This is a genomic window from Deltaproteobacteria bacterium (genome assembly GCA_016219225.1).
GTDB lineage: Bacteria > Desulfobacterota > RBG-13-43-22 > RBG-13-43-22 > RBG-13-43-22 > RBG-13-43-22.
This window is the reverse complement of record JACRBX010000274.1, coordinates 1-21,092: the sequence shown is the minus strand read 5'-3', so window position 1 is coordinate 21,092 and position 21,092 is coordinate 1. Positions and strand designations below refer to the sequence as shown.

The 21,092-nt window shown below is 49.3% G+C and carries 18 protein-coding genes, 1 tRNA gene and 1 pseudogene; 12 read left to right on the top strand and 8 right to left on the bottom strand.

All coding sequences use genetic code 11. From position 1 onward, the window contains the following. Nucleotides 1-213 precede the first annotated feature (213 nt). From HY879_22820 to HY879_22805, 4 genes are all read right to left on the bottom strand, one after another. The gene (locus HY879_22820) at nt 214-429 is read right to left on the bottom strand and encodes a hypothetical protein (protein MBI5606176.1); all 216 of its coding nucleotides are present in this window, start codon (nt 427-429) and stop codon (nt 214-216) included. A gap of 98 nt (nt 430-527) precedes the next feature. Further along, on the bottom strand, nt 528-2,120 hold the full coding sequence (locus tag HY879_22815; GenBank protein ID MBI5606175.1) for a GNAT family N-acetyltransferase: 1,593 nt from the start codon (nt 2,118-2,120) through the stop codon (nt 528-530). A gap of 210 nt (nt 2,121-2,330) precedes the next feature. Beyond that, the gene (locus tag HY879_22810) at nt 2,331-2,540 is read right to left on the bottom strand and encodes a type II toxin-antitoxin system HicB family antitoxin (GenBank protein ID MBI5606174.1); all 210 of its coding nucleotides are present in this window, start codon (nt 2,538-2,540) and stop codon (nt 2,331-2,333) included. A gap of 2 nt (nt 2,541-2,542) precedes the next feature. Further along, on the bottom strand, nt 2,543-2,791 hold the full coding sequence (locus tag HY879_22805; protein ID MBI5606173.1) for a type II toxin-antitoxin system HicA family toxin: 249 nt from the start codon (nt 2,789-2,791) through the stop codon (nt 2,543-2,545). Nucleotides 2,792-3,026: 235 nt separating this feature from the next. Between HY879_22805 and HY879_22800 the strand changes: the two genes are divergently transcribed. Further along, nucleotides 3,027-3,281: a type II toxin-antitoxin system VapB family antitoxin gene (locus HY879_22800; GenBank protein MBI5606172.1), complete on the top strand. Its 255-nt coding sequence runs from the start codon at nt 3,027-3,029 to the stop codon at nt 3,279-3,281. Next, on the top strand, nt 3,281-3,673 hold the full coding sequence (locus HY879_22795; protein MBI5606171.1) for a type II toxin-antitoxin system VapC family toxin: 393 nt from the start codon (nt 3,281-3,283) through the stop codon (nt 3,671-3,673). The genes HY879_22800 and HY879_22795 overlap by 1 nt, the downstream gene beginning before the upstream one ends. A gap of 48 nt (nt 3,674-3,721) precedes the next feature. Here HY879_22795 and HY879_22790 read toward each other — a convergent pair whose 3' ends face one another. Beyond that, entirely contained in the window at nt 3,722-3,940 is a 219-nt protein-coding gene (locus HY879_22790; protein MBI5606170.1) for a hypothetical protein, read from the bottom strand. Nucleotides 3,941-4,398: 458 nt separating this feature from the next. Between HY879_22790 and HY879_22785 the strand changes: the two genes are divergently transcribed. From HY879_22785 to HY879_22760, 6 genes and pseudogenes are all read left to right on the top strand, one after another. Further along, nucleotides 4,399-5,088, top strand: a complete 690-nt coding sequence (locus tag HY879_22785) for a hypothetical protein (GenBank protein MBI5606169.1) — start codon at nt 4,399-4,401, stop codon at nt 5,086-5,088. A gap of 7 nt (nt 5,089-5,095) precedes the next feature. Further along, nucleotides 5,096-5,656, top strand: coding sequence for a DUF1788 domain-containing protein (locus tag HY879_22780; protein ID MBI5606168.1), 561 nt, complete (start codon nt 5,096-5,098; stop codon nt 5,654-5,656). Beyond that, nucleotides 5,656-9,099 (top strand): BREX system P-loop protein BrxC, encoded by a 3,444-nt coding sequence (gene brxC / locus HY879_22775; GenBank protein ID MBI5606167.1) that lies wholly within the window; start codon nt 5,656-5,658, stop codon nt 9,097-9,099. Before HY879_22780 ends, brxC begins: the two co-directional genes overlap by 1 nt. A gap of 20 nt (nt 9,100-9,119) precedes the next feature. After that, nucleotides 9,120-10,490 (top strand): putative DNA binding domain-containing protein, encoded by a 1,371-nt coding sequence (locus tag HY879_22770; protein MBI5606166.1) that lies wholly within the window; start codon nt 9,120-9,122, stop codon nt 10,488-10,490. A 1,978-nt stretch (nt 10,491-12,468) separates the two neighbouring features. Next, nucleotides 12,469-13,131: pseudogene (locus tag HY879_22765) on the top strand (peptidase). 176 nt (nt 13,132-13,307) lie between these two features. Beyond that, nucleotides 13,308-13,595: a hypothetical protein gene (locus tag HY879_22760; protein ID MBI5606165.1), complete on the top strand. Its 288-nt coding sequence runs from the start codon at nt 13,308-13,310 to the stop codon at nt 13,593-13,595. Nucleotides 13,596-14,444: 849 nt separating this feature from the next. Here the strand turns inward: HY879_22760 and HY879_22755 are convergent. Next, nucleotides 14,445-14,521 (bottom strand) — tRNA-Met (locus HY879_22755). Between the two features lie 9 nt (nt 14,522-14,530). After that, a complete protein-coding gene (locus HY879_22750) occupies nt 14,531-16,267 on the bottom strand; it encodes a hypothetical protein (protein MBI5606164.1) in 1,737 nt (578 codons plus the stop codon). Nucleotides 16,268-16,517: 250 nt separating this feature from the next. Here HY879_22750 and HY879_22745 point away from each other — a divergent pair, with 250 nt between their 5' ends. Together HY879_22745 and queD are read left to right on the top strand one after the other, a co-directional pair. Beyond that, nucleotides 16,518-16,724 (top strand): hypothetical protein, encoded by a 207-nt coding sequence (locus HY879_22745; GenBank protein MBI5606163.1) that lies wholly within the window; start codon nt 16,518-16,520, stop codon nt 16,722-16,724. Nucleotides 16,725-16,747: 23 nt separating this feature from the next. Beyond that, nucleotides 16,748-17,119 carry a 6-carboxytetrahydropterin synthase QueD gene (gene queD / locus HY879_22740; protein ID MBI5606162.1) on the top strand — a complete coding sequence of 124 codons (372 nt, stop codon included), beginning with the start codon at nt 16,748-16,750 and terminating at the stop codon, nt 17,117-17,119. 96 nt (nt 17,120-17,215) lie between these two features. On the opposite strand, the gene serS is transcribed toward queD, so the two are convergent. Then, a complete protein-coding gene (gene serS, locus HY879_22735) occupies nt 17,216-18,493 on the bottom strand; it encodes a serine--tRNA ligase (GenBank protein ID MBI5606161.1) in 1,278 nt (425 codons plus the stop codon). A 192-nt stretch (nt 18,494-18,685) separates the two neighbouring features. On the opposite strand from serS, the gene HY879_22730 reads away from it, so the two are divergent. Then, entirely contained in the window at nt 18,686-20,047 is a 1,362-nt protein-coding gene (locus HY879_22730) for a cytochrome c biogenesis protein ResB (GenBank protein MBI5606160.1), read from the top strand. A 1-nt stretch (nt 20,048) separates the two neighbouring features. Then, the gene (gene ccsB / locus HY879_22725; GenBank protein ID MBI5606159.1) at nt 20,049-20,900 is read left to right on the top strand and encodes a c-type cytochrome biogenesis protein CcsB; all 852 of its coding nucleotides are present in this window, start codon (nt 20,049-20,051) and stop codon (nt 20,898-20,900) included. Nucleotides 20,901-21,092 lie beyond the last annotated feature (192 nt).

Genomic DNA, 21,092 nt, shown 5'->3' with positions numbered 1-21,092 from the left:
GTCTGCTGTGTTTTCATGGGAGTATATTACCCCAAAAAACATAAAAAATAAAGAAATAATGTTACATTAATTTTTCCTGGTAGATTTTCAAAGAACATCAATTTTATAAGGTTTTTGATGCCCTATGTCAGGAGATCTGAAATTTAGGGTTAAAGTTATTTTTCCCTCCCCGCCAGGGGGGATGGCCCGATCGAAATGGGCCACGGAGCAGCCTCAGCCAGGCCGGACATCCCTGATCTCCAGGACGCCCGATCCCTTGTTGGCCACAAGAAAATCGTGGGAAAGCACCGCCCCTTCTTTCTCTTCCCCAAAGTCAAAATCCGTTGCCGGTAAATGGATCGAAGGGGCGGGTGGAGCCGAAAGGGCCAGATGGGACCAGAACAAAAAAACTCCGATTAACCAGAGGTTGGTTTTTAACCGACTTTTCAATCACGAATCTCCTGTTATCTTCTTTCCGGAAAAGAGTATTCGTGGGGCCTCCTCCTTGTCAAGAAAAAAGCGGAAAAAAGAAGGATCAGGGGGTTGCATCAGACCACCCAGATGGATTCAAAATAAGGGACATTGGAGGGGTCAATGGATAGTACCGGACTGTTTTTCTCCAGATTCCATGGGATAAAATAGGCCAGGTTTTGCAGGGCCTCCCGTTCGGGAAGCCGAATATGGGCCGTGAGCCATTCTTTAATTTCTCTGACGGTTTTAGAAAGCTTCTGATCCAGGAAGAGATTTTGATTAAGAAACCGAAGACCGGGATTTTGCTTGAGTTGATAGAGGGCCTCCTCCCAGTGAATCCCGGCCAATTTCTTGCGTAAGATATAGCCGTTTCCCCGGTCCTGGATCCAGAGAAGGGGAGGGTTAATTTTAATTTGGGCCTGCTGAATCCTGGTCCCTTGTGTTTTTCTTTCAGTTTTTTCCAGCAAGGTCTTCCTTTTCCCGGTATCCTTAAGCAGGAGAGGCGATATCCTTTCAAACATGAAGACCTGTTCCCCGAGGATTAGTTCCCGCAACCGGGTGGGGTCGAAACCCAGTTCCAGGAGATCGGCAATCGTCAGACGAAGCGGTTGGCTCCGCCCTTTTTCCTTAATCCACTGATTAAGAAAAGGTCTTTGATAGAGAGGAAGGGCTTCGATGGCCTTTGTGGGATTGAGTTTTACCTGATTGGGTAAGGAAAGCCATAAGGAATGGTCTCCCCAAAGTTGAAAATCAGCACCTTCCGGATCAAAGCTGTAGGGTTGGATGGGAAGGGAACAGACCTGGGGGGAGAGGCTGATTTGTTCCAGAGACTCGCCCCCGGTGTAGCCTAATAATTCCCGGATACGTCTTTGAAAACCCAATAATCGGGTAGTAAATTTGGTGAACATGAAATGCATCAGGGGGGTGGTCCGTCCGGTTTCCAATTCTCTTTTAAAAAGTCTTTCCAGGGCCTGATAGATCTCATTGAACTCCTGGATGGTCCGCTGGACCATCAACTCATTGTCCTGCATCTCAATAACCGGTCTTTTTTTCCTGAGATTAAAGATCAGCTTTGGCAGTTTGGGTTTAATAGTGTTCTTTTTTAAACTCAAAGGGAGGTAGACCATATAATGGCCATGGTCCAGGCCAGGGCTGAACCCGATCAGGTCCTCCAGCGGGAGCCAGCCCAACTTGGCGTAAATGTCAAAGGTGGGGTCTTCCGGCGGAATGATATTGTCCAAAAGGCCGATGGCCCCTTTTTCTTCCACCAGATCCCGGAAGGCCTCTAAGATTTTGTTTCCCAACCCTTTTCCGCGAAAGGAAGGGGCGACCTCTACGTAGACCAGATAGTAACAGGGCAGGGGTTTGCGTAAATAAAGCATATTTAGATAGGCCAAAACCTCTTTTTCCCGGGTAAAGACCTCGAAGACTTGAAAGGGCTGACGGGGGCCGTCGGGTCTAAACCGTTTAATCCGGCTTCCTCCGACCGTAGAGTGGGTCAATCGATCCAGGTTGTTGAATAAACGGCTGGAAGGTACCAGGATCGATCCCTGGGGGGTATCCTCCCAGGTCATTTCTATCAAGGCCAGGGTTTCTTTAAGACCGAGCCCGGCTTCCAAGAATTTTTTTTCAATCTGGCTGGATGTCAGATAGAGAGATTTTTTGTCCATAGCGCAAAAAAAGAGGCCTTGAGATGAATGCCCAAGGCCTCTTGAAAAAACCAGGGGCAGCGCCTTTGGCGACTGCCCTTATATTCGAATTGGAAGGGGTTGTTCCCTTTAAGGTGAAATCCACCTTGACTTCTTTAGCATCTGGCCTCGTTGTCAACTTATTTTATTCCCCTCAAGTTTTAAACTCAGGTCTGGGATCTTCTCTCCCTGTCAGGCTACTTTCCGAATGGTCTTAGGCTCAGGGATAGGTTCCCCATCTTCTTCCATTACCGAGATAAACCCTTCAGCGGCGATCCGGGCCTCCCTGGCTGCTTCCTCGGGGGTCTCTCCGAAGGCGGACAGGCCGGGAAATTCGTCAATCGTGGCAATATACCCTTGATCTTCCTCGCTCCAGAACAAATAAATCGAGTATCTGAACATATTCATTTCTCCATGGCCTTGATGAAATCAAGTAGTTGTTTTATCTGATATCCTTTTGCCTTTGAAGGGTCCCGCTTATCCGGTTGGAAATTCATTATGGCTTTGTGGACCGGGTGCTTATAAATTCTATGGCTCCCGGCCTGTCTCCTGAAGATAAACCCCACCCTTTCAGCCAATAGACAGATTTCCTCAAAATTAAGATTATTAGGGGACCACCTGGCCTTCTCTATCAATTTATCCGTTGTGGTCATTTGATCCCCGCTTGGAATTTTGTGACCAATTTGTGTCCATTCTAACAGAAAACAGTGTAAAAAGCCAAATAAGAAGAAAAATATTAACCGGCCTTCAACCCTGTTTTCTTTTTCGGAAGGGTTTCCCCCTGGGATTTCCGGAAGGCCCTCCTTTCCTTTTATTAGCTTGACAAATACCATTATAAATATATATTATATAAAAAAATAAATAAAGTATATTTTGGGGAGATTTAGTATGGCCTTAAGCATTCATAACCCAAAAGCAGAAAAATTAGCCAGGGAATTGGCTGTAAAAAGTGGGGAGACCATTACCCAGGCGATTATCACCGCTTTGGAAGAGCGCCTGGTAAGAATGCAGGGAAAAAAAGAGCCCATGGATCTTGCCGAAGAAATAATGAAAATCGCCGAACGCTGCAGCCGTATTCCGGATAAAGATCCCAGGAGTGCGGAACAGATTCTGAATTATGATCAGAAAGGGGTCCCGGAATAATGGTCATCGACTCGTCGGCACTGATCGCACTCCTTTTGGGGGAGGAAGAGGCGGAGAGGTTTGCCCGGGCTATAGCGGCTGATCCGCGTCGTTTGATCAGTGTTTTTAACTGGCTGGAAACGGCCATCGTGATCGAGGCCAAGAAAGGGGAAGCCGGCGGTCGGGAACTCGATCTGCTGCTCCATCGGTCTCAGATGGAAATCGTGGCCATGAATGCGGATCAGTCCGAAATAGCCCGCGTGGCCTGGCGCGTTTTTGGGAAGGGTAATCACCCTGCCGGTCTTAATATCGGGGATTGCTGTGCTTATGCTCTGGCAAAGTACTCCGGGGAACCTCTCCTGTTTAAGGGAAATGATTTTTTACAAACAGACATCAATTCGGTTTCCTATTAACCGCCTTGGTCAGTTTCTCATTGCAGGTCGATTACTATTGATTAACCGCTAATGATGGACTTCATGGCTTTTTAGAACTCTCTCAATTAGTCCGAGGATATGGAGGTCAATGATTACATCGGCGTCCAGCAGCAGCAATTTTTTCATAATTTTTCCCTGCATAACCCCCGAGCGCTTTTCACCGAAGTTAAAGAGCTCGGCCATCAGGAAGAACAACCGCGCCTGGCGGTAGACCTGAAGAATGATCAAGGGATTTTCAGAACGCAATCTCCAGCTCGATTCCTGGGACAAGCTTCCTGGATTTGAGGAAGGAATCCATCGGGCGGTTCATGAAAATCGGGACAGGGAAACGGCTGGAGCGGTGGCTCAACAAACCCAACAACCCGATAAACCCAACGAACAAAATAGACCAGATAGACTCTGGCTGACGTGGATTTCCTACATAAATTAATCTGCTTTTAAATTGACTTCAAGTGATGGATATGCTTTTATTTTATTCATCCCAAAGTCAGTGTTCTTCAAACCGGCAACCCTCTAACCATCAGTGGTGGGTTAAAAAATTTATGAATCTTGTAAACCATAAGTAATTGAAAACACAAAACTAATACAACGCAATGATACCGGCAACAGATATATTGCACCCTATCACCAAAAAAGATGAAACCGGGCTGCGGGAGGCCGGTTTCCGATGGGGTCCGAGAGGTACGCATACCAGTCGAACAATAATGCTCAAAGAACTTCGAGCATTATTGGCCTATTGCCGACCCGACGAAATACATGACGGGTATCTCTCAGCTATCGAAAAAGACAACTGTCTGAGCAAGCGTACAGTAGCTACGAGGAAGCTTTCTGGTCAGCGGTTATCGGAACTGTATGCCCTTGATCCTAATGTGCCACTATTTTGGGTTATGCGACGCTTCTGGTATTTCGAAAGGGAAGGGCAATCCTTATTAGCCCTGTTGCTTGCCCTGGCACGAGATCCTCTACTCCGAATAACGTCATCTCCCATCATGCGGATGCAGACCGGAGAAGAATTTAGAAGACAGCAGATGATCGATGCATTGGCCAAATCAGTCGGCTCCAGACTCAACGAGACTATCCTTGATAAGGTCGTGAGGAACGCGGCTTCATCCTGGACCCAATCGGGGCATCTCAAAGGACGCGTCCGAAAGGTTCGCCAGCCTGTCAAACCAACAGCAGCAACTACAACCTTTGCCCTTCTGCTGGGTTACCTTGCCGGTACCCGAGGGGGGGCGCTTTTTGAAACGCTTTGGGCAAGGGCGCTCGACGCTCCCCCTGTTGAGCTGATTCATTTAGCCATGGACGCTAAGCGGTTGGGTTTCCTGGACATGAGCCAATCGGGTGGCGTGATTGAATTGTCTTTTTCCCGGCTTTTGGCACCAACTGAAAGGTGATGGTTGAATGGGAAGAATTGAGAGCCTTGTTACCAGATACCGCAGCCATATCGAGGCGCCGTGGCAGCGTAACCTGTCAGGCGATCAGAAGGCTATCTTCGTTGTCTATCCGAAAACAGACGAACGAAAATTAAGGGCTCGATTGGATTTATTCGCCATGGCGACGACCGCTGCTGGACACCGCTGGCAGCTTCTGGACTTGACCGATAACTTCGCGAGTTGGATGGCCGACACGAACTACCGGGATGTCTACTTCGAAGAACCGGAAACCCTTGAGATGAAATTACGTAGTGAATTTTTAAAATTTACCGCCAGCCGTCTTCGGGAGGCGCTCACGGGTAGGGTGGTAGATCAGGACACTGTCGTCGCTGTCCAGGGTGTCGCTTGCCTGTTCGGTTTCACTCGGGTTTCGCTTGTTTTGAAGGAAGTAGTCAATGAAATCCGGGGCCGGTTATTAGTTTTTTTTCCTGGAGAGTATGAAGATAACAACTATAGACTCTTGGACGCCCGGGACGGTTGGAACTACCTCGCCGTGCCAATTACACTCCATAACGGGGTAAACGACTGATGAAAAATCGAGAACTCTTTCAACGGGATCCCGCTATAGCCCGGTTGTTAAATGACGGCGTAGCCGCTGTGCGCGAGGCCGCAACCGACAAGGAAATCGAAACACTCCGGTACGAGCTGGAGCATTTTGTTTGCGAAGGCCAGTACGAAGACGGCTTGGTCCGTATTTTGGAGTCGTACCTCGGCAATGTCGGGGCCACGACCCAGCCGGCGGCCTGGGTGAGCGGCTTTTACGGTAGCGGCAAATCACATCTACTAAAGATGTTCCGCCATCTTTGGGTGGATACCCGTTTTTCAGACGGCGCAACGGCTCGCGGACTGGCTCGCCTCCCGCAAGAGGTACAAGATCATTTAAGGGAGCTCGACACTCTTGGCAAGCGTTTTGGCGGCCTTCACGCCGCGGCGGGGACGTTACCTTCCGGCGGGGGTGAAAGCGTCCGCCTGGCCGTGCTGAGCATTGTTTTAGCATCGAAGGGTTTGCCAGAGGCACTGCCCCAGGCGCAATTCTGCCTATGGCTGAAAAAGAATGGAATATTTAATAAGGTGAAATCCATGGTTGAGGCGGCCGGCAAGCCGTTCTTCGGCGAGCTCCATGATTTGTATGTCAGTCCCGTTCTCGCCAAAGCCATCCTGGAGGCGGACCCCGATTTTGCCGTTGATCTCAAACAGGCGCGTATGGCAATACGCATCCAGTTCCCCATGGTGGAAGATATTTCTACCAACGAATTCATTCGCCTGGTCCGCGAAGTGTTGACAAACGATGGTCAATTGCCCGGTTCTGTCATTGTGTTGGATGAGATCCAACTCTATATCGGTCTTGATCCGGGCCGCTCAACCGACGTGCAGGAAGTGTCAGAGGCCCTCTGCAAACAGCTTGACAGCCGGGTGCTTTTGATCGGAGCGGGTCAGACAGCCCTGGCTGGGAACCTCCCGCACCTTCAGCGTCTCATCGGCAGATTTACCATCCCGGTGGAACTCTCCGATTCCGATGTGGAGACCGTTACCCGCCGGGTCGTGCTGGCGAAAAAGGCTGACAAAAGGAAGGCCATCGAAGATAGACTCAAAGCTTATGCTGGGGAAATCGACAGGCAGCTGGCCGGCACCCGAATTGCCACCCGCAGTGAAGACCGTGACACCATCGTAGATGATTATCCAATATTGCCGGTGCGCCGTCGGTTCTGGGAGTACGTGCTACGGGCAGTGGATGTCCCGGGTACCGCCAGCCAGCTTCGTACGCAACTCAAGATCGTCCATGAGGCTGTCCGGCAGACGGCCGATTTCTCGCTCGGAACCGTCGTCCGGGGAGACTTTATTTTTACCCAGCTTCATCCCGATCTGGTCCGTAGCGGTATGCTGCTCAGGGAGATCGATGAGACTATCCGTAATCTGGATGATGGCACCGAGAATGGCTGGCTCGCCCAGCAGGTTTGCGGCCTGATCTTCCTGATTCGCAAGCTTCCGCGCGAGGCCGTGGCCGACACGGGAGTTCGCGCCACTCCCGATATGCTGGCTGATCTCCTTGTCTTTGACCTGGCCAACGACGGTGCTAAACTTCGCAAAGAGATCCCCCCAATCCTTGATAGGCTGGTGGAAACCGGCAAGCTCATAAAGTTGGACGAAGAATACAGCCTCCAGACCAGGGAAAGCAGCGAGTGGGACCGCGAATTCCGTAATCGCCAGGCGCGGCTGAACAGTGATATGACTTCTCTGTCAAACAAACGAGGCTCACTGATCAGTGCAGCCTGCCAAGAAACCCTTAAGGGGATTAAGCTTGTCCAGGGCAAATGCAAGGAGCCCCGTAGTCTCTTGATTCATTTTGGCACAGATGGGCTACCGGTTGGTGGGACCCAGGTACCGGTATGGGTCCGGGATGGTTGGGGAGAAAAGGAGAATACAGTCATCCACGACGCCCGAACTGCCGGAACTGACAGCCCAATCATCTATGTCTACATTCCAAAAGTTAGTGCCGATGATCTTCAGAAGGCTATAGTCGAATACGAAGCTGCTAAAACCACCATAAACTTTAAAGGGACGCCTTCTACAGATGAAGGGAAAGAGGCCCGCAACGCCATGGCCACGCGCATGGCTGCCGCGGAATCCACACGGAACCAAATCATTCAAGAGTTGATCGACCGGGCCAAGGTCTTACAAGGTGGCGGTGGCGAGCGGTACGAACTAACCCTTGTAGCCAAGGTTGAAGCGGCCGCGCAGGCGTCCCTCGATCGATTGTTTCCCAATTTTAACGACGCCGATGACAACCGCTGGACTAATGTAATCAATCGCGCCAAAAATGGGGACGAAGCAGCCTTGTCTGCCGTGGACTGGACCGATACGCCGGAAAAGCACCCTGTTTGTGCGGCCGTCCTTTCCCAGGTTGGCTCAGGGAAACGGGGTAAGGAAATCCGCGACGCCTTTGAGGTGAGCCCCTATGGATGGCCGCGCGATGCCGTGGATGCCGCGCTGATCACCCTGCATGCTGCCGGACACCTTCGCGCTACCCACAAGGGGATGACTCTTTCGCGGGGCCAGCTTGATCAGGCCAAAGTCTCTGTTACCGACTTCCGAACCGAGACGATCACGATCAATGTCCGCGAAAAGCTGAAACTCCGCAAACTGTTCCACGATGCTGGCATTGATTGTAAATCTGATGAGGAAATTGCCAAGGCCCCTGTCTTCCTGACCCACTTGGTGGAATTGGCCGACCACGCCGGTGGAGATCCTCCGATGCCTCCCCGGCTGGCCACGGCTCATCTTGACACCCTGAAGGGCTTTGGCGGGACTGAGCAATTGGCCGAAATTCTCAAACAGCACGATACACTCGCACAGCAGGCCAAAGAATGGGGCAAATTGGCCGAAGTCGCGACCAAGCGAAGGCCGGCTTGGGAAATCCTCTGCGCACTTTTAAAACATTTAAAAGCCATCCCCGGTGCCGACGAATTTCTTCGACAAGCAGAGGCCGTCAAGGCTGAACGTCGCCTGCTCGACGCCAGCGACCCCGTACCGGACATCCGCAAGGCCTCCGGGGATCTGCTAAGGGCCACCCTTACAACCGCCTTCGCTGAATATGATAAGTCTTTTACCGAGCAGATGAGTGCGCTAACTGCAAATGACAACTGGAAAAAGCTTAAAGCCGACCAACAAAAATCCATACTTGCCAGTGAAAGAATTGAGCACCCTGCACCTTTGTCGGTGGGCAACGAAGGCGATCTGATCCATTCCTTGGAAACCACTCCTCTGTCTGCCTGGAAAATCAAGACAGACGCCTTACCGCAGCAATTCGCCCGCGCTGCTTTGGCCGCAGCCCGGCTATTGGAGCCTAAGATCCAAAATATCCATCTGACCAGTGGAACACTCAAGAATAGGCAAGAAGTAAAGGCCTGGTTGACTGAAACCGAAAAAGACCTCCTGGACAGGCTAAGGGGAGGACCTGTGGTGATCTCCTGAAACAATAAGGATAACCAAAGATGCCCAAAAAAGGATCCAATCCTTCGTTAGGTGTAGAGAGCGAAACCGTGGAGTGGAAACGCTCGCTTGGGGAGTGGAAGGAGATCGTTATTACCTCGGCAGCCATGGCTTCACTCCATGGGGGTCAGATCTATATTGGAGTTGAGCCGTTTGGCGAAATATGCGGCGTTCAGGTCGGCAAGGGCAGCCTTGAAGACCTGGCCAATAAAATTGCCCAGAACACTAATCCGCGCCTGACATCTTCCATCTCTATCATCCATCGAGCTGGCCGGGTCATCCTGGTGGTGTCCGTTCCGGAGAGCCGGCCGAAGCCTGTTTATGCCTTTGATCGTCCTTACTTGCGATCTGGTCGAACGAACCAGCGATTATCTCCGGAAGAAGCCCTCCTTCTGTACACGACCAGTCGAGGAATCACCTGGGACCAATCGACACTATCCGATGCCACTGTCGAGGAGGACATTGACCCGGCAATGGTTCGCCGCTTTCTCCTCGCTGCCCGAACCGAGCGCCGTTGGGAGGTTTCAGAGAAAACCTCGGTGGATCAGGTCTTGCGTCAGCTTGGATTGATCCAGGATGGGAAGCTGACGGTAGCGGCCAACCTGCTTTTTGGTCGCAATCCACAACGCTTACTGACTCAGGCGATGGTTCGCTGTGCCCGTTTCAAGGGAACCAACGAAGTTCATTTTCTCGACATGAAGGTCATCCAGGGTAATATTATCGAACAGGTCGAGGAAGTCATGGCCTTTATCAAGAGAAATATACGCATGGGGGCGGAGATCAAAGGCCTCCGGCGCGAGGAAAAGTGGGAATATCCCCTGGAAGGCCTGCGGGAAGCCGTCATCAATGCCGTCTGTCATCGGGACTATGCCGGTACGGCCAATGTTCAGATACGAATTTTTGACGACCGGTTGGAGATCTGGAACCCGGGTGAGTTGCCGGAGGGGATGACCGTCGAAGATCTCCGCCGCCCCCATGAGTCGAAACCGCGGAACAAGCTCATCGCCAATGCTTTTTTTCTAATCAAGTATATTGAACAATTCGGCACGGGCATCCAGCGTATTCTGGACGACTGTCATGCCCAGCGCTTACCCGAACCGAGTTTCAAAGCCCAAGGCCATAATTTTCGGGCAATTTTTATGCCCGGTTTGACAAGTGGTAAGAGCAAAGAATATATCACGTTAAACGAGAGACATCAGAAGGCCCTCGAGTACATCAGGAAACAGGGCCAGATATCACGCCGGGAGTATGCCAAACAATTGGATGTTTCAGAAGAAACGGCCAAGCGGGACCTATCCCAAATGGTCAAAGAGGGAATTCTGGTTATGCATCGAGCCGGCCGAAGCACGGTCTATAAGCTAATCGGGTCATAATCGGGTCACCGGCATGACCCGATTAAGCTGAAATGAGCCGATTAGATATAGAGAAAATGTACCGCAAGACAGGCGCTTCAGTATACAAAAATTATCCAATAACAATGAGATATATTAAATGCCGACATTTTGCGGTACAGTCTCGTGTGTTCCGCAAGTGTTCCGTTAGCTGACCCGAATGAGCCGATTATGAGCCGCAATGAGCCGATAAAGGTGAAAGTAATTCGATAATGAGCACGTTACCCGCCGACCTGCGCAAAAAACTTGAACGCACTATTATTGACGCCCGAGATGCGGCCGAAGCCGGCGCTCGTGCGGCCTTAGAAGCCTTAGCGGTCAACCACCATGAGCCCTATCCGCACATGAATCCTGTCCAGCGGGCTTTGCGGAACAAGCTCCGCGCCCGGGCCCGGCAAATGGGAGATCGGCAGGACCCCTCCGGCCGACTTACTATCGATCACCTGGTTGCCGAATGTGCTTACGAGCATTGGCATCGAATGCTTTTTGCCCGGTTCCTGGCCGAGAACGATCTATTGATTGAGCCGGAAATGGGTGTCCCAATAAGCCTGTCCGAGGCCGAGGAGTTGGCCAAAGAAGATAAGATGGATGTCTGGGAGTTTGCTTCTCGCTGCGCCCAAAGCATGTTGCCGCAAATTTTCCGGCCCGATGACCCTTTGCTTCAGGTCTCTTTGGCCACGGAACACCATATCAAACTTGAACGGCTGCTTGCTTCACTGCCGCAGGCAGTCTTTACCGCCTCCGATGCCCTGGGTTGGGTTTACCAGTTCTGGCAGAGCAAGAAGAAAGATGAAATTAACCGCTCCGAGGTCAAAATCGGCGCCGACGAACTCCCTGCCGTAACCCAGCTTTTCACCGAGCCCTACATGGTGGAATTCCTACTTCATAACACGTTGGGCGCCTGGTGGGCAGGCAAGAAACTGATTGAGAATCCGACTTGGGCAGTAGAAGCTCAGAGCGAGGACGAACTGCGCCGGAAACTCGCTCTACCCAACGTGAACTGGGATTATCTTCGGTTTGTGCGCGGAGAGGAAGGGAATGGTGGACCTTGGCGCCCCGCCGCCGGTACGTTCGACGGCTGGCCCAAGGCAACAAAAGATATTAAGGTCCTCGACCCCTGCTGTGGTTCCGGTCACTTTTTGGTCGCGACCCTCCGCCACCTCGTCCCGATTCGGATGGCCGAAGAAAATTTATCTGCTTTCGATGCCGTTGATGCGGTGCTTCGTGACAACATACAGGGATTAGAAATCGACGAACGCTGTTGTCAGATAGCCGCCTTCGCCCTGGCCTTCGCTGCCTGGACATTCCCTAAACTTACAGCCAGCGGTAAGGGCAGCTCCCTTGGATATCGAAAACTCCCCGATCTTCAAATAGCCTGCTCCGGTATCGGACCTCAATGCTCGGCCGAAGAATGGATCGAACTGGCTGAACAATCAGGCATGCCCTCTGATCCCAAGAAGCGTTCAGAAATTAAAAACGGGCTGCTTAACCTGCACCAGCTTTTCTCCCAAGCGGCTATACTTGGTTCCTTGATTGATCCCACCAAACTTACAAGGGATCTTTTTACTACTGACTACGAAACGATCCAGCCGTACTTGTTGGAAGTTCTCTCAGCCGAAAAACCTGACGACGAGACCCACGAACGTGCTGTGGCCGCTTCCAGTATGGTCAAAGCCGCCAACCTCCTCGCTGGAAAACACACACTGGTTATTACGAATGTGCCTTATCTTGGCCAAGGCAAGCAAGATGATGCGCTAAAGGAGTATCTGGAAAAAAACTTCAAATTTGGAAAGGCGGACCTCGCTACCGCCTTCACACTCCGAGGACTAGAGTTATGTGCCAAAGGAGGATCAACCGGACTGATAATGCCACAGAACTGGTTGTTCCTCGTCACATACACCAACCTCCGTAAACACCTACTTGACCATTTTAAGTGGAACATCATCGTGCGGTTGGGCGAGGGGCGGCCGAATTTCGTAATACCCACTTCAGTTATGTCCTGGGAGCGGATGGTATCGAAAGGTTTGTATCCACCCCGGAAATTCAAAGCGATAACAATATTGGCGGGGACCCACTGGAACCAGGCCAGGTCTGGACGATTAGTCCCGGAGGAACGGATGATTATCCTGGCCTATACCGCATTGAAGTCAGCGAGGGCCCCGGGTCTGGGGTAAAGATTTTGAACAAGCCTATTCCTCCCGTCTTTCGAGAAAGTGTAGGTTTTGCGGAGCAAAATCTTTATTCCCATTCTTCACAACTGGTGGGGGATAAGGATCCCAGGCATCACGATTTTTCAATTCAGTTGAGGGCCTTTGACGCTTCCAAATCGGGAAGCAAGATAGGGGTCTCTGTATTAATAGCGATGGCAACTTCCTTACTTAAAAAAAGTGCCAAGGGAGGCTTGATTGTAACTGGGGAAATTAATCTTGGCGGATCTATTGAGCCTATTCATAATGCCGTGACTCTCGCCGAAATAGCCGTTGAAAAAGGAGCAACAGCATTACTTATGCCTGTGTCCTGCCGCCGGCAGCTATTCGACCTGTCGGACGACATGGCCACTAAAATTGATATTCAATTTTACTCGGATGCCCGAGATGCTCTATTAAAAGCCATTATCGAATGATTCCTCATTGATCTATAAAAATAGGTAGCTTTGACAAAAGCTATAGATTAGATAATTCCAATCGCTCTCCAAACTTTAATGGAATCTGTTCTTAAAACCTACCTTCACAAATGTGCGGATATCTTTGATAGATATCGTTCCAAATTGCCTAAGATAATCCATTTCCGGGGACGGTATTGATTGAGAATGAAAATCGAAATATATTTGTGGATTCAATAAAAGGATCAGAAGATACAGACGAGTTTAACGCTTTTGTCAAAATCCTATCAAATGGACCACTCTCCAATAACCTGGAAAGGATTATTAAAAAAGAAGCAAAACGAAGAGAAAAAAAGCCAAGGGGGAATATAGACCTTGATAAATACCGAAATGATATAGCGACTGAAGCAGCAAAAAGCTTTTTTCGAAATACCGGGACCTATCAAGTTAACGGCATTAGGTCGGACCCAATGCCGTTAACTTAAGAGTTTTTTAAAATGAATTCGACCTCTTGGAGTAATTCCAGTAAAAGCTGAAACCAGTTTTGTTACCATTTTTCTGCTGAACCCTGGATTTCGTAAGCGTTGTGGGCCGCTTGGGATTCCCCTTATAAATAGCGGAATTGACCCGGATCTCACTCAAAACCCATTTCAAAATGCTTAAGAGGTAACATGGGTTAACATATCGTAATTAATATATTATTGTCTTAAGTTAATGGCATTGGGTCGGACCACGCGAATGAATTGAGTTTTCAGATAAAAGGATAAAATATGGTGGCTAAAAAGTGCCTTAGAGGTCCCTTTTTATATTCAAAAAGAGGGTTCTAATGAGTGGGTTCATAATATTTAACCCCTACCATATTTTTTAATATATTCGTTAATATTATGGCCCAGATGCATCCTGAAGATATCGGCGCCTTAGAGAAAGGTACCCCTGGCGAAAAGGCCATCTTTCGATTTCTCCAGGAGGCGGCCAGACCGGATTCGGATTTTATCGGCTGGTATGAGCCGGCCATTGGAGAGCAGGGCAGAAAGCCTGACTTCGTTCTATCCGGAAACCAGCACGGTCTCCTGATCCTGGAAGTCAAGGACTGGCTGATTGATCAGATTGAGGAGGCCGATTCTCACCATGTTAAAATCTGGATCGGCAGGGCGGGAAAAAAACAAGACCAATCCGGACAGGCAGGCCACGGTTATGTCTATGAGCTGATGAATGTCCTCAAGGAATACCCTACTAAAATGGGTTTTATCGGACACTATAAAGCGATCAGGCAACAAAAAACCCGCTATTTAAGCGGGTTTTTGTACTTATTTGGATTGTATTGGATTGTTAATTGGTGGCGGTGCAGGGAATTGAACCCCGGACACTGCGGATATGAGCCGCATGCTCTGACCATCTGAGCTACACCGCCACATAGAACTTATTTTTGGCCTGGTTTGACTACTCCCAGATCATAACAATATAAGACACTCCGGGCGTTGGAGATCAAGGGAAGCCCGGAGGATTGGACCACCCCTACGACCAATTGCTGCTGACCGTTATTTTTAAAATCAGCCACGCCGTAATTGGCTATATAGTCGGATATGGTTTGGGTCCGCCAGTTTTCTTTCAGTGAGGCACCGTCCCAGGAAAGAGATAATATTTCACCACTGGAATAAGAACGATACCGGGAAAGGATATTGGCATAAGAACCCTTGTTCTTATTAATGATGATTTCCTTGGTCCCCGGACTGAAAACCGAAGTCACCAGTAAGCGGGCCGGAATATAGATTCTACTTTTGACATCGTCCATAATCGTTCCGGAGTAGGTATCTACTTCCTTTCCGATGACTAAATTTAACGAACCCCCGAAAGAATCACCGCTGGAATATTCCGCCTTGCCTTTATCATTCAGGACCAGGAGTCGATTATCAGAACTTAAAAAAAGATACTCCGGAGAACTCTTTTTTGAATCTAAAAAGGTAAAGTTGAATACCGTAAATTCGTCAGGGAGTTTCAGCTTTTCCACCGGAATATACTGCCCATCTTTCCAGGACAAAATAGATATCCCCGGGCCGAAGGCATTGTCGATCATCTTTTGCTGACCTAAGAGAACGATTCCCCTCCCCGGCAAGCGATGAATTCTAAGGTGATAGGGGATATTCTGGGCGATCGTCCTGTATTCATCCCGGTCCCAGGAAAGGATTTTTGACTTTAAGCCGTCACTTCGATAATTGGTGACAAAAATTTGGGGACGGCCGGTTTGATGGATATCGCCGACATCCACGGCGACATAGTTATCCCAGCGATCCCCTGGGATTTCCTTGATAATCTGAAACTGGTCCTGGATGAAACGGCAGATATAAATACTGTTTTTACTGATCAAGACCGTTTCGATCTTGCCATCGCCTTCTAAATCCCCAAAGGCCAAATCAACCAGGGCAAAAGGCAGAACCGCGCTTCTCCAGACACCGGTCAACCCAAAACCACCGGCATTCATGATGATCTGGGGAGACAGGGGATTAATAATAAATCCCTTGAGCGAAAGCGGGGTTTTTCCAGGGGCGGTCGTGGCCTGAGGAGGTTCCGGACCTTTGGGTTGGGGAATATCCACCGGAGCAGGGGAAGCACCGGTCGGCCTGGGACGACCGAAGACCTTTTCATTGATCTGGGCGGATATCTCGTTGACCCGAAGGATGACTTCATCCATTCCCTTGGCCTGGCCAAAGAATTTTTTTACAGGCTGCTTTTGAGCAATATCCAATACGCTCAAATCCAGGCTGATATTGGACCCGATGATATTGATGCTTCCCCAAAGAACCGCCTGGGCCCCTAATTTTTTCCCTGTTTGAACGGCCAGGGTTTCGTCGATCGGCCCTGAAATTTTTTCCAGGCCTTTCTGGACTTGGGAACGATTCAGGACCAGGACTTTTTCTTCCCAGGTTAAGCGAGAGGACAGCATATCCTCTATCCCTTCCCGCAAGTAATCCATCCGCTCGGGGGCATGGATGCTTAGCGGGAGAATGGCCAGGCGTTTTGTCTCTTCAGCCCAGGAGGAGGGACAAACTAAGGAAAGAAGGACCAGGAGAACCCCCAGCAAAAACAACCCTAAATTGGCATAGACATTTTTTAAATTTTTCTTAAGCGTAATGGTTTTCATAATGACGAAAAATAACATGCCTTTTGGGTTCTGTCAACCCTGTAATAAAGTATTAAACCCCAGGCTCCTCTGGAGCGCCACAAAGCATGAAAATGGGATCAGGGATCGGGGATCGGGGGGATTAAACTTGCATCTTGCATCTTGAAACTTTATTTTCGAATTATCGAGAGACAATCCAGCCCTTGACTTTGCCATTGGATTCTTTCATAGTTAACTATCCGAATTTCGTGTTTGCCAAGTTTCATTAAAAAGGGGGTTGCAACCGACCATGGATCAGGGACTCATCAAACAGATCAATCAACGGATTCAAGCCGAACTCCTGAAAAAAGAAATCGAGGTAGTCCAATACGGGCTGGGGGAATTAGAGCGTATCGCAGGGAAAAAACACCAGGATCTGGCCGGCTTGCAGGTGGACTTAAAAGCATTAATCCAGAAATACCAGAATCGTCTTAAAATGTTAAAGACCTCAGATTGAGGAAATAAAAAGGGAATTAAGAAATGTTCGAATTAAAAATCATTACCCAGTTTGCCGCGGCCCATCGATTAAGGAATTTTCAGGGAAAATGCGAACAACTCCACGGCCACAACTGGAAGGTGGAGGTCTTTGTCAAGGCCGATAATCTGGATTCCGCCGGTCTGGTCAGGGATTTTGGGGAAATAAAAGGGGCCACGAACGAATTATTAAATGGTCTGGACCACCATTATTTAAATGAACTCCCTCCTTTTCAGGAAGAAAACCCTTCTTCGGAACATATTGCCCGCTATCTTTTTCATCAACTCAGTAACCGCTTGAACGATGAACGGGCCCGGGTGAGCCGGGTCTCGGTCTGGGAATCGGATACTTCCTGCGCTACCTTTTTTGAGGAATAGCCCAAAAGTCCAATCCAAGGTCTGAAAAACGGTCCAAGTTTCGATGTACAATGGTTTTTTCCCTTGCACCTTGCACCTTATACCTTGTACCTTTAACTATGCTTTGGTTATCCGGCTGATCCCGTTCATATAGGGTTGCAGGGCCGGCGGGATCAAGATGCTGCCGTCGGCCTGCTGGTAGTTTTCCAGAACGGCCACCAGGGTTCTTCCCACGGCCAACCCGGAGCCGTTTAAGGTGTGGACCAGTTCGGTCTTGGACTTTCCTTCCCGGCGGAAACGGATGTTGGCCCTTCGGGCCTGAAAATCCTCAAAATTGCTGCAGGAAGAAATCTCCCGGTAAAGATTTTGTCCGGGGAGCCAGACCTCAATATCATAAGTCTTGGCGGAGGAGAATCCGAGATCGCCGGTGCAAAGACTGACCACCTGGTAGGGCAGGTTCAGTTGTTTCAGGACCTCCTCGGCATTTTGGAGCAAACCTTCCAATTCGGTATAGGAATCTTCGGGTAGGGAGAATTTCACCAGCTCCACTTTATTGAATTGATGCTGGCGGATGAGACCCCGGGTATCCTTTCCATAGGAGCCGGCTTCGGAGCGAAAACAGGGGGTATAGGCAACAAAGGTTTTAGGCAGTTCCTGGGCCGGCAGGGTTTCCTGTTGAAAGAGGTTGGTTACCGGCACCTCGGCGGTCGGAATCAGATAATAATCCCATCCTTCCAATTTAAACAATTCATCCCTGAATTTGGGCAATTGGCCGGTCCCGGTCAGGCTTTGACTGTTGACAATAAAAGGGGGCAGGATTTCGGTATAGTTGTGGACACGGGTATGGAGGTCCAACATAAAATTGATCAAGGCCCTTTCCAGGCGGGCCCCCAATCCTTTATAGACCACAAAGCGGGCCCCGGTCATCCGGGTGGCCCTTTCAAAATCGAGGATGCCTAATTCTTCCCCAATCTCCCAGTGAGGGCGGGGGGAAAAAGAAAAATTCGGTTTGTTCCCCCAGGTCCGGACAACCGGGTTCTCATCACTGCTATAGCCGACCGGGACCGACTCATGAGGGATATTGGGCAGGGTGAACAGGATGGCTGAAAATTTTTCTTCAATCCCGCTTAAGTCATCATCCAGTTCCTTGATCCTCTTTGAAACCAGGCGCATCTCCTCAATGGCCTCTTGGGCCTCCTGCTTTTCCTGTTTGAGGCGGCCGATACGGTCGGAAACCACATTCCGTTGATGCTTGAGGGCTTCGGCTTCCTGAAGGATCTCCCGTCGTTCCTTATCCAGGGTTTCAAAGGTTCCCCAGGGCAGATCCTGACCCCGCAGGGACAGCCTGTCCTGGACCCAAGCCAATCGTTCCCGAATCAATTTTAAATCCAGCATAGTCTGATTCCTTTTAGACCGAAATTTCAAATATCTTTGGATAGTTATTATTAACATAAATCATCCGAATCGTCAATCATAGAATAAAAATCCTGGTTGATTCCGGGCAAGCCGGATTGTTTTGTTGACTTTTTTAATCAAGGTATTATCTTTGACTTCAAAATCAGATTTGTTTTGATTGGAACTGAAAGAATGTCCCCGGAAAAACCATCCAAAGGAATCTTGTCGGCAATATTCGAATTTTTTGCCTCCGTTAAACTGGCCCTGGTCCTTTTATTCACCTTGGCCGTCACCTCTATTCTTGGGACTGTTCTGCCTCAGGGCGATCCCATGGAATTTATGAAGCAGGGCTATAGTCCCTCGTCCGCCAGGCTGATACAATTTTTTCAGCTCAATGATATGTACCATTCCTGGTGGTTCCAATGGCTTTTACTTTTGCTGACCCTCAACCTGATCATTTGTTCCATAAAACGTTTTTCTACCACCTGGAAAGTGACTACGGCCTCTCCCCGGGCCGTTTCCGATCACCTGTTTGAATCTCTGCCTTTCAAAAAAAAGTTTACTTTTAAAGAACATCCTTTTGATTCCCAAAACTGGATCCGGTCTTCACTCGGTAAGCGTTTCGGAAATCCGGCCCCTCTTTCCCCATCCCAGGGAACGGCCTTTTATTTGGAAAAGGGTCGATTCAGCCGCTATGGGGTTTATTTGGTCCATCTGAGTATTTTAATTATCTTTTTAGGGGCCATCATCGGGTCCCTTTACGGCTTTAAAGGATTTTTAGAACTCAAAGAGGGAGAAAGCCAGGATCGGATTTTGATCAAAGGTCCGCGGTCCCTGAAAAAACTGGATTTTTCAGTTAAGCTGGATAAATTCACCATGGCCTTTTATCCTAACGGGATGCCTAAAGAATACCGCTCGGACCTGAGTTTCTGGGAGAAAGGTCAGGAAAAGAATAAGGCCGTGGTTCGGGTTAACGACCCCTTTTCTTATAAAGACATCACTTTTTATCAATCCTCCTGGGATCAGTTTCCCTCAACCATAAAGCTGTCTTTAAAAAAAGGGGATGCAGAATCGGAGTTGTGGATCAAGATGGATCAAAAGACCCCGGTGCCCGACACCCCATTTTCTCTGACGGCGGTCCGCTATGCAAATGACCTTTCCAATTTTGGGCCGGCATTGGGGGTCATCCTGTCGAAGGGTGAGGAAGAAGTCGAGCATGGTTGGATCCTGGCCAATCATCCTACTTTTCACGGCAACCGACTGGGTGAGTTCCATTTAAAGATTAAGGAACTGAAAACCCAATATGTATCCGGTTTTCAGGTCAATCAAGATCCGGGAGTCTGGTTTATCTGGATCGGGTCCTCTTTGATGCTCATCGGCTTTATCGTCGCTTTCTATTTTTCCCATCAACAGGTCTGGATCTGGATCCAGGAAAAAAAGGATCCCAAAGGGCGATCCAGAACAGAAATCATGATAGGCGGAACGGCCAACAAGAACCGTGGTGCCTTTATCCATAGGATGGAACAATTAACCGGAAAGGTTCGGAGTGGTTGAGATGAACAGTTCTTTTTTGCTTAGTCTGGTAACCTTTGGCTATTTTTTTTCAGCCCTTTTTTATTTGATTTCCCTGGTACTGAAAAAAGCCGGGATCGGTCAGGTAGCCACCTGGGTCCTCCGGGCTGTTTTTTTGATCCAAACCGGGGCCATTATCCTGCGCTGGATCGAATCCTATCAAATGGGGATCGGCCATGCCCCTTTATCCAATCTTTATGAGTCTTTGATTTTTTTCGCCTGGACCATTGCCCTGATTTATATCTGGATCGAATGGAAAACAAAATCCAGAACCATCGGGGTCTTTGCAACCCCTTTTGCCTTTCTTTCCATGGCTTATGCCTCATTCTCTCCCAACATAAGTACCCAGATCCAGCCCCTGTTGCCGGCCTTACAGAGTAACTGGCTGATCGCCCATGTCATCACCTGTTTTTTGGGATACGCGGCCTTTGCCGTCTCCTGCAGTTTAAGCATCATGTATCTGATCAAGAAACCTACGGCAGGAAAGAAAATGGATAACCGGTTGCTTTTGTCCTATTTCCCTGAAATAGCGGTCCTGGATGAATTGATTTACCAGACGATTATTATCGGCTTCCTGTTACTGACGGTAGGCATTGCAACGGGTGCGGTCTGGGCCCATTCGGCCTGGGGAACCTATTGGAGTTGGGACCCCAAGGAAACCTGGTCCTTGATTACCTGGCTGCTCTATGCCGCTCTGCTGCATGCCCGGATGATGAAAGGTTGGCACGGGTCCCGGGTAGCCTGGCTTTCGATCATCGGATTTGCCTGTGTTCTCTTTACCTATTTCGGGGTCAATTTTATTTTATCGGGATTGCACAGCTATGGGAATGCCTAAGCAGAAAGTAATGACTGCAGTAACACTTTAGTTGTTTGAAAAGAGAGTTTTTTTTCACCGCAAAGGCGCGAAGAACGCAGAGAGAAACATCTTTGTTCAATCCCGTGAGAGGCGGGATTGAACAAAACATCTCTGGACCCCGTCCCGGAGGGGCCTACACCCCGGAGGGTTGCGAAAGCTTTTTCCTTTCTG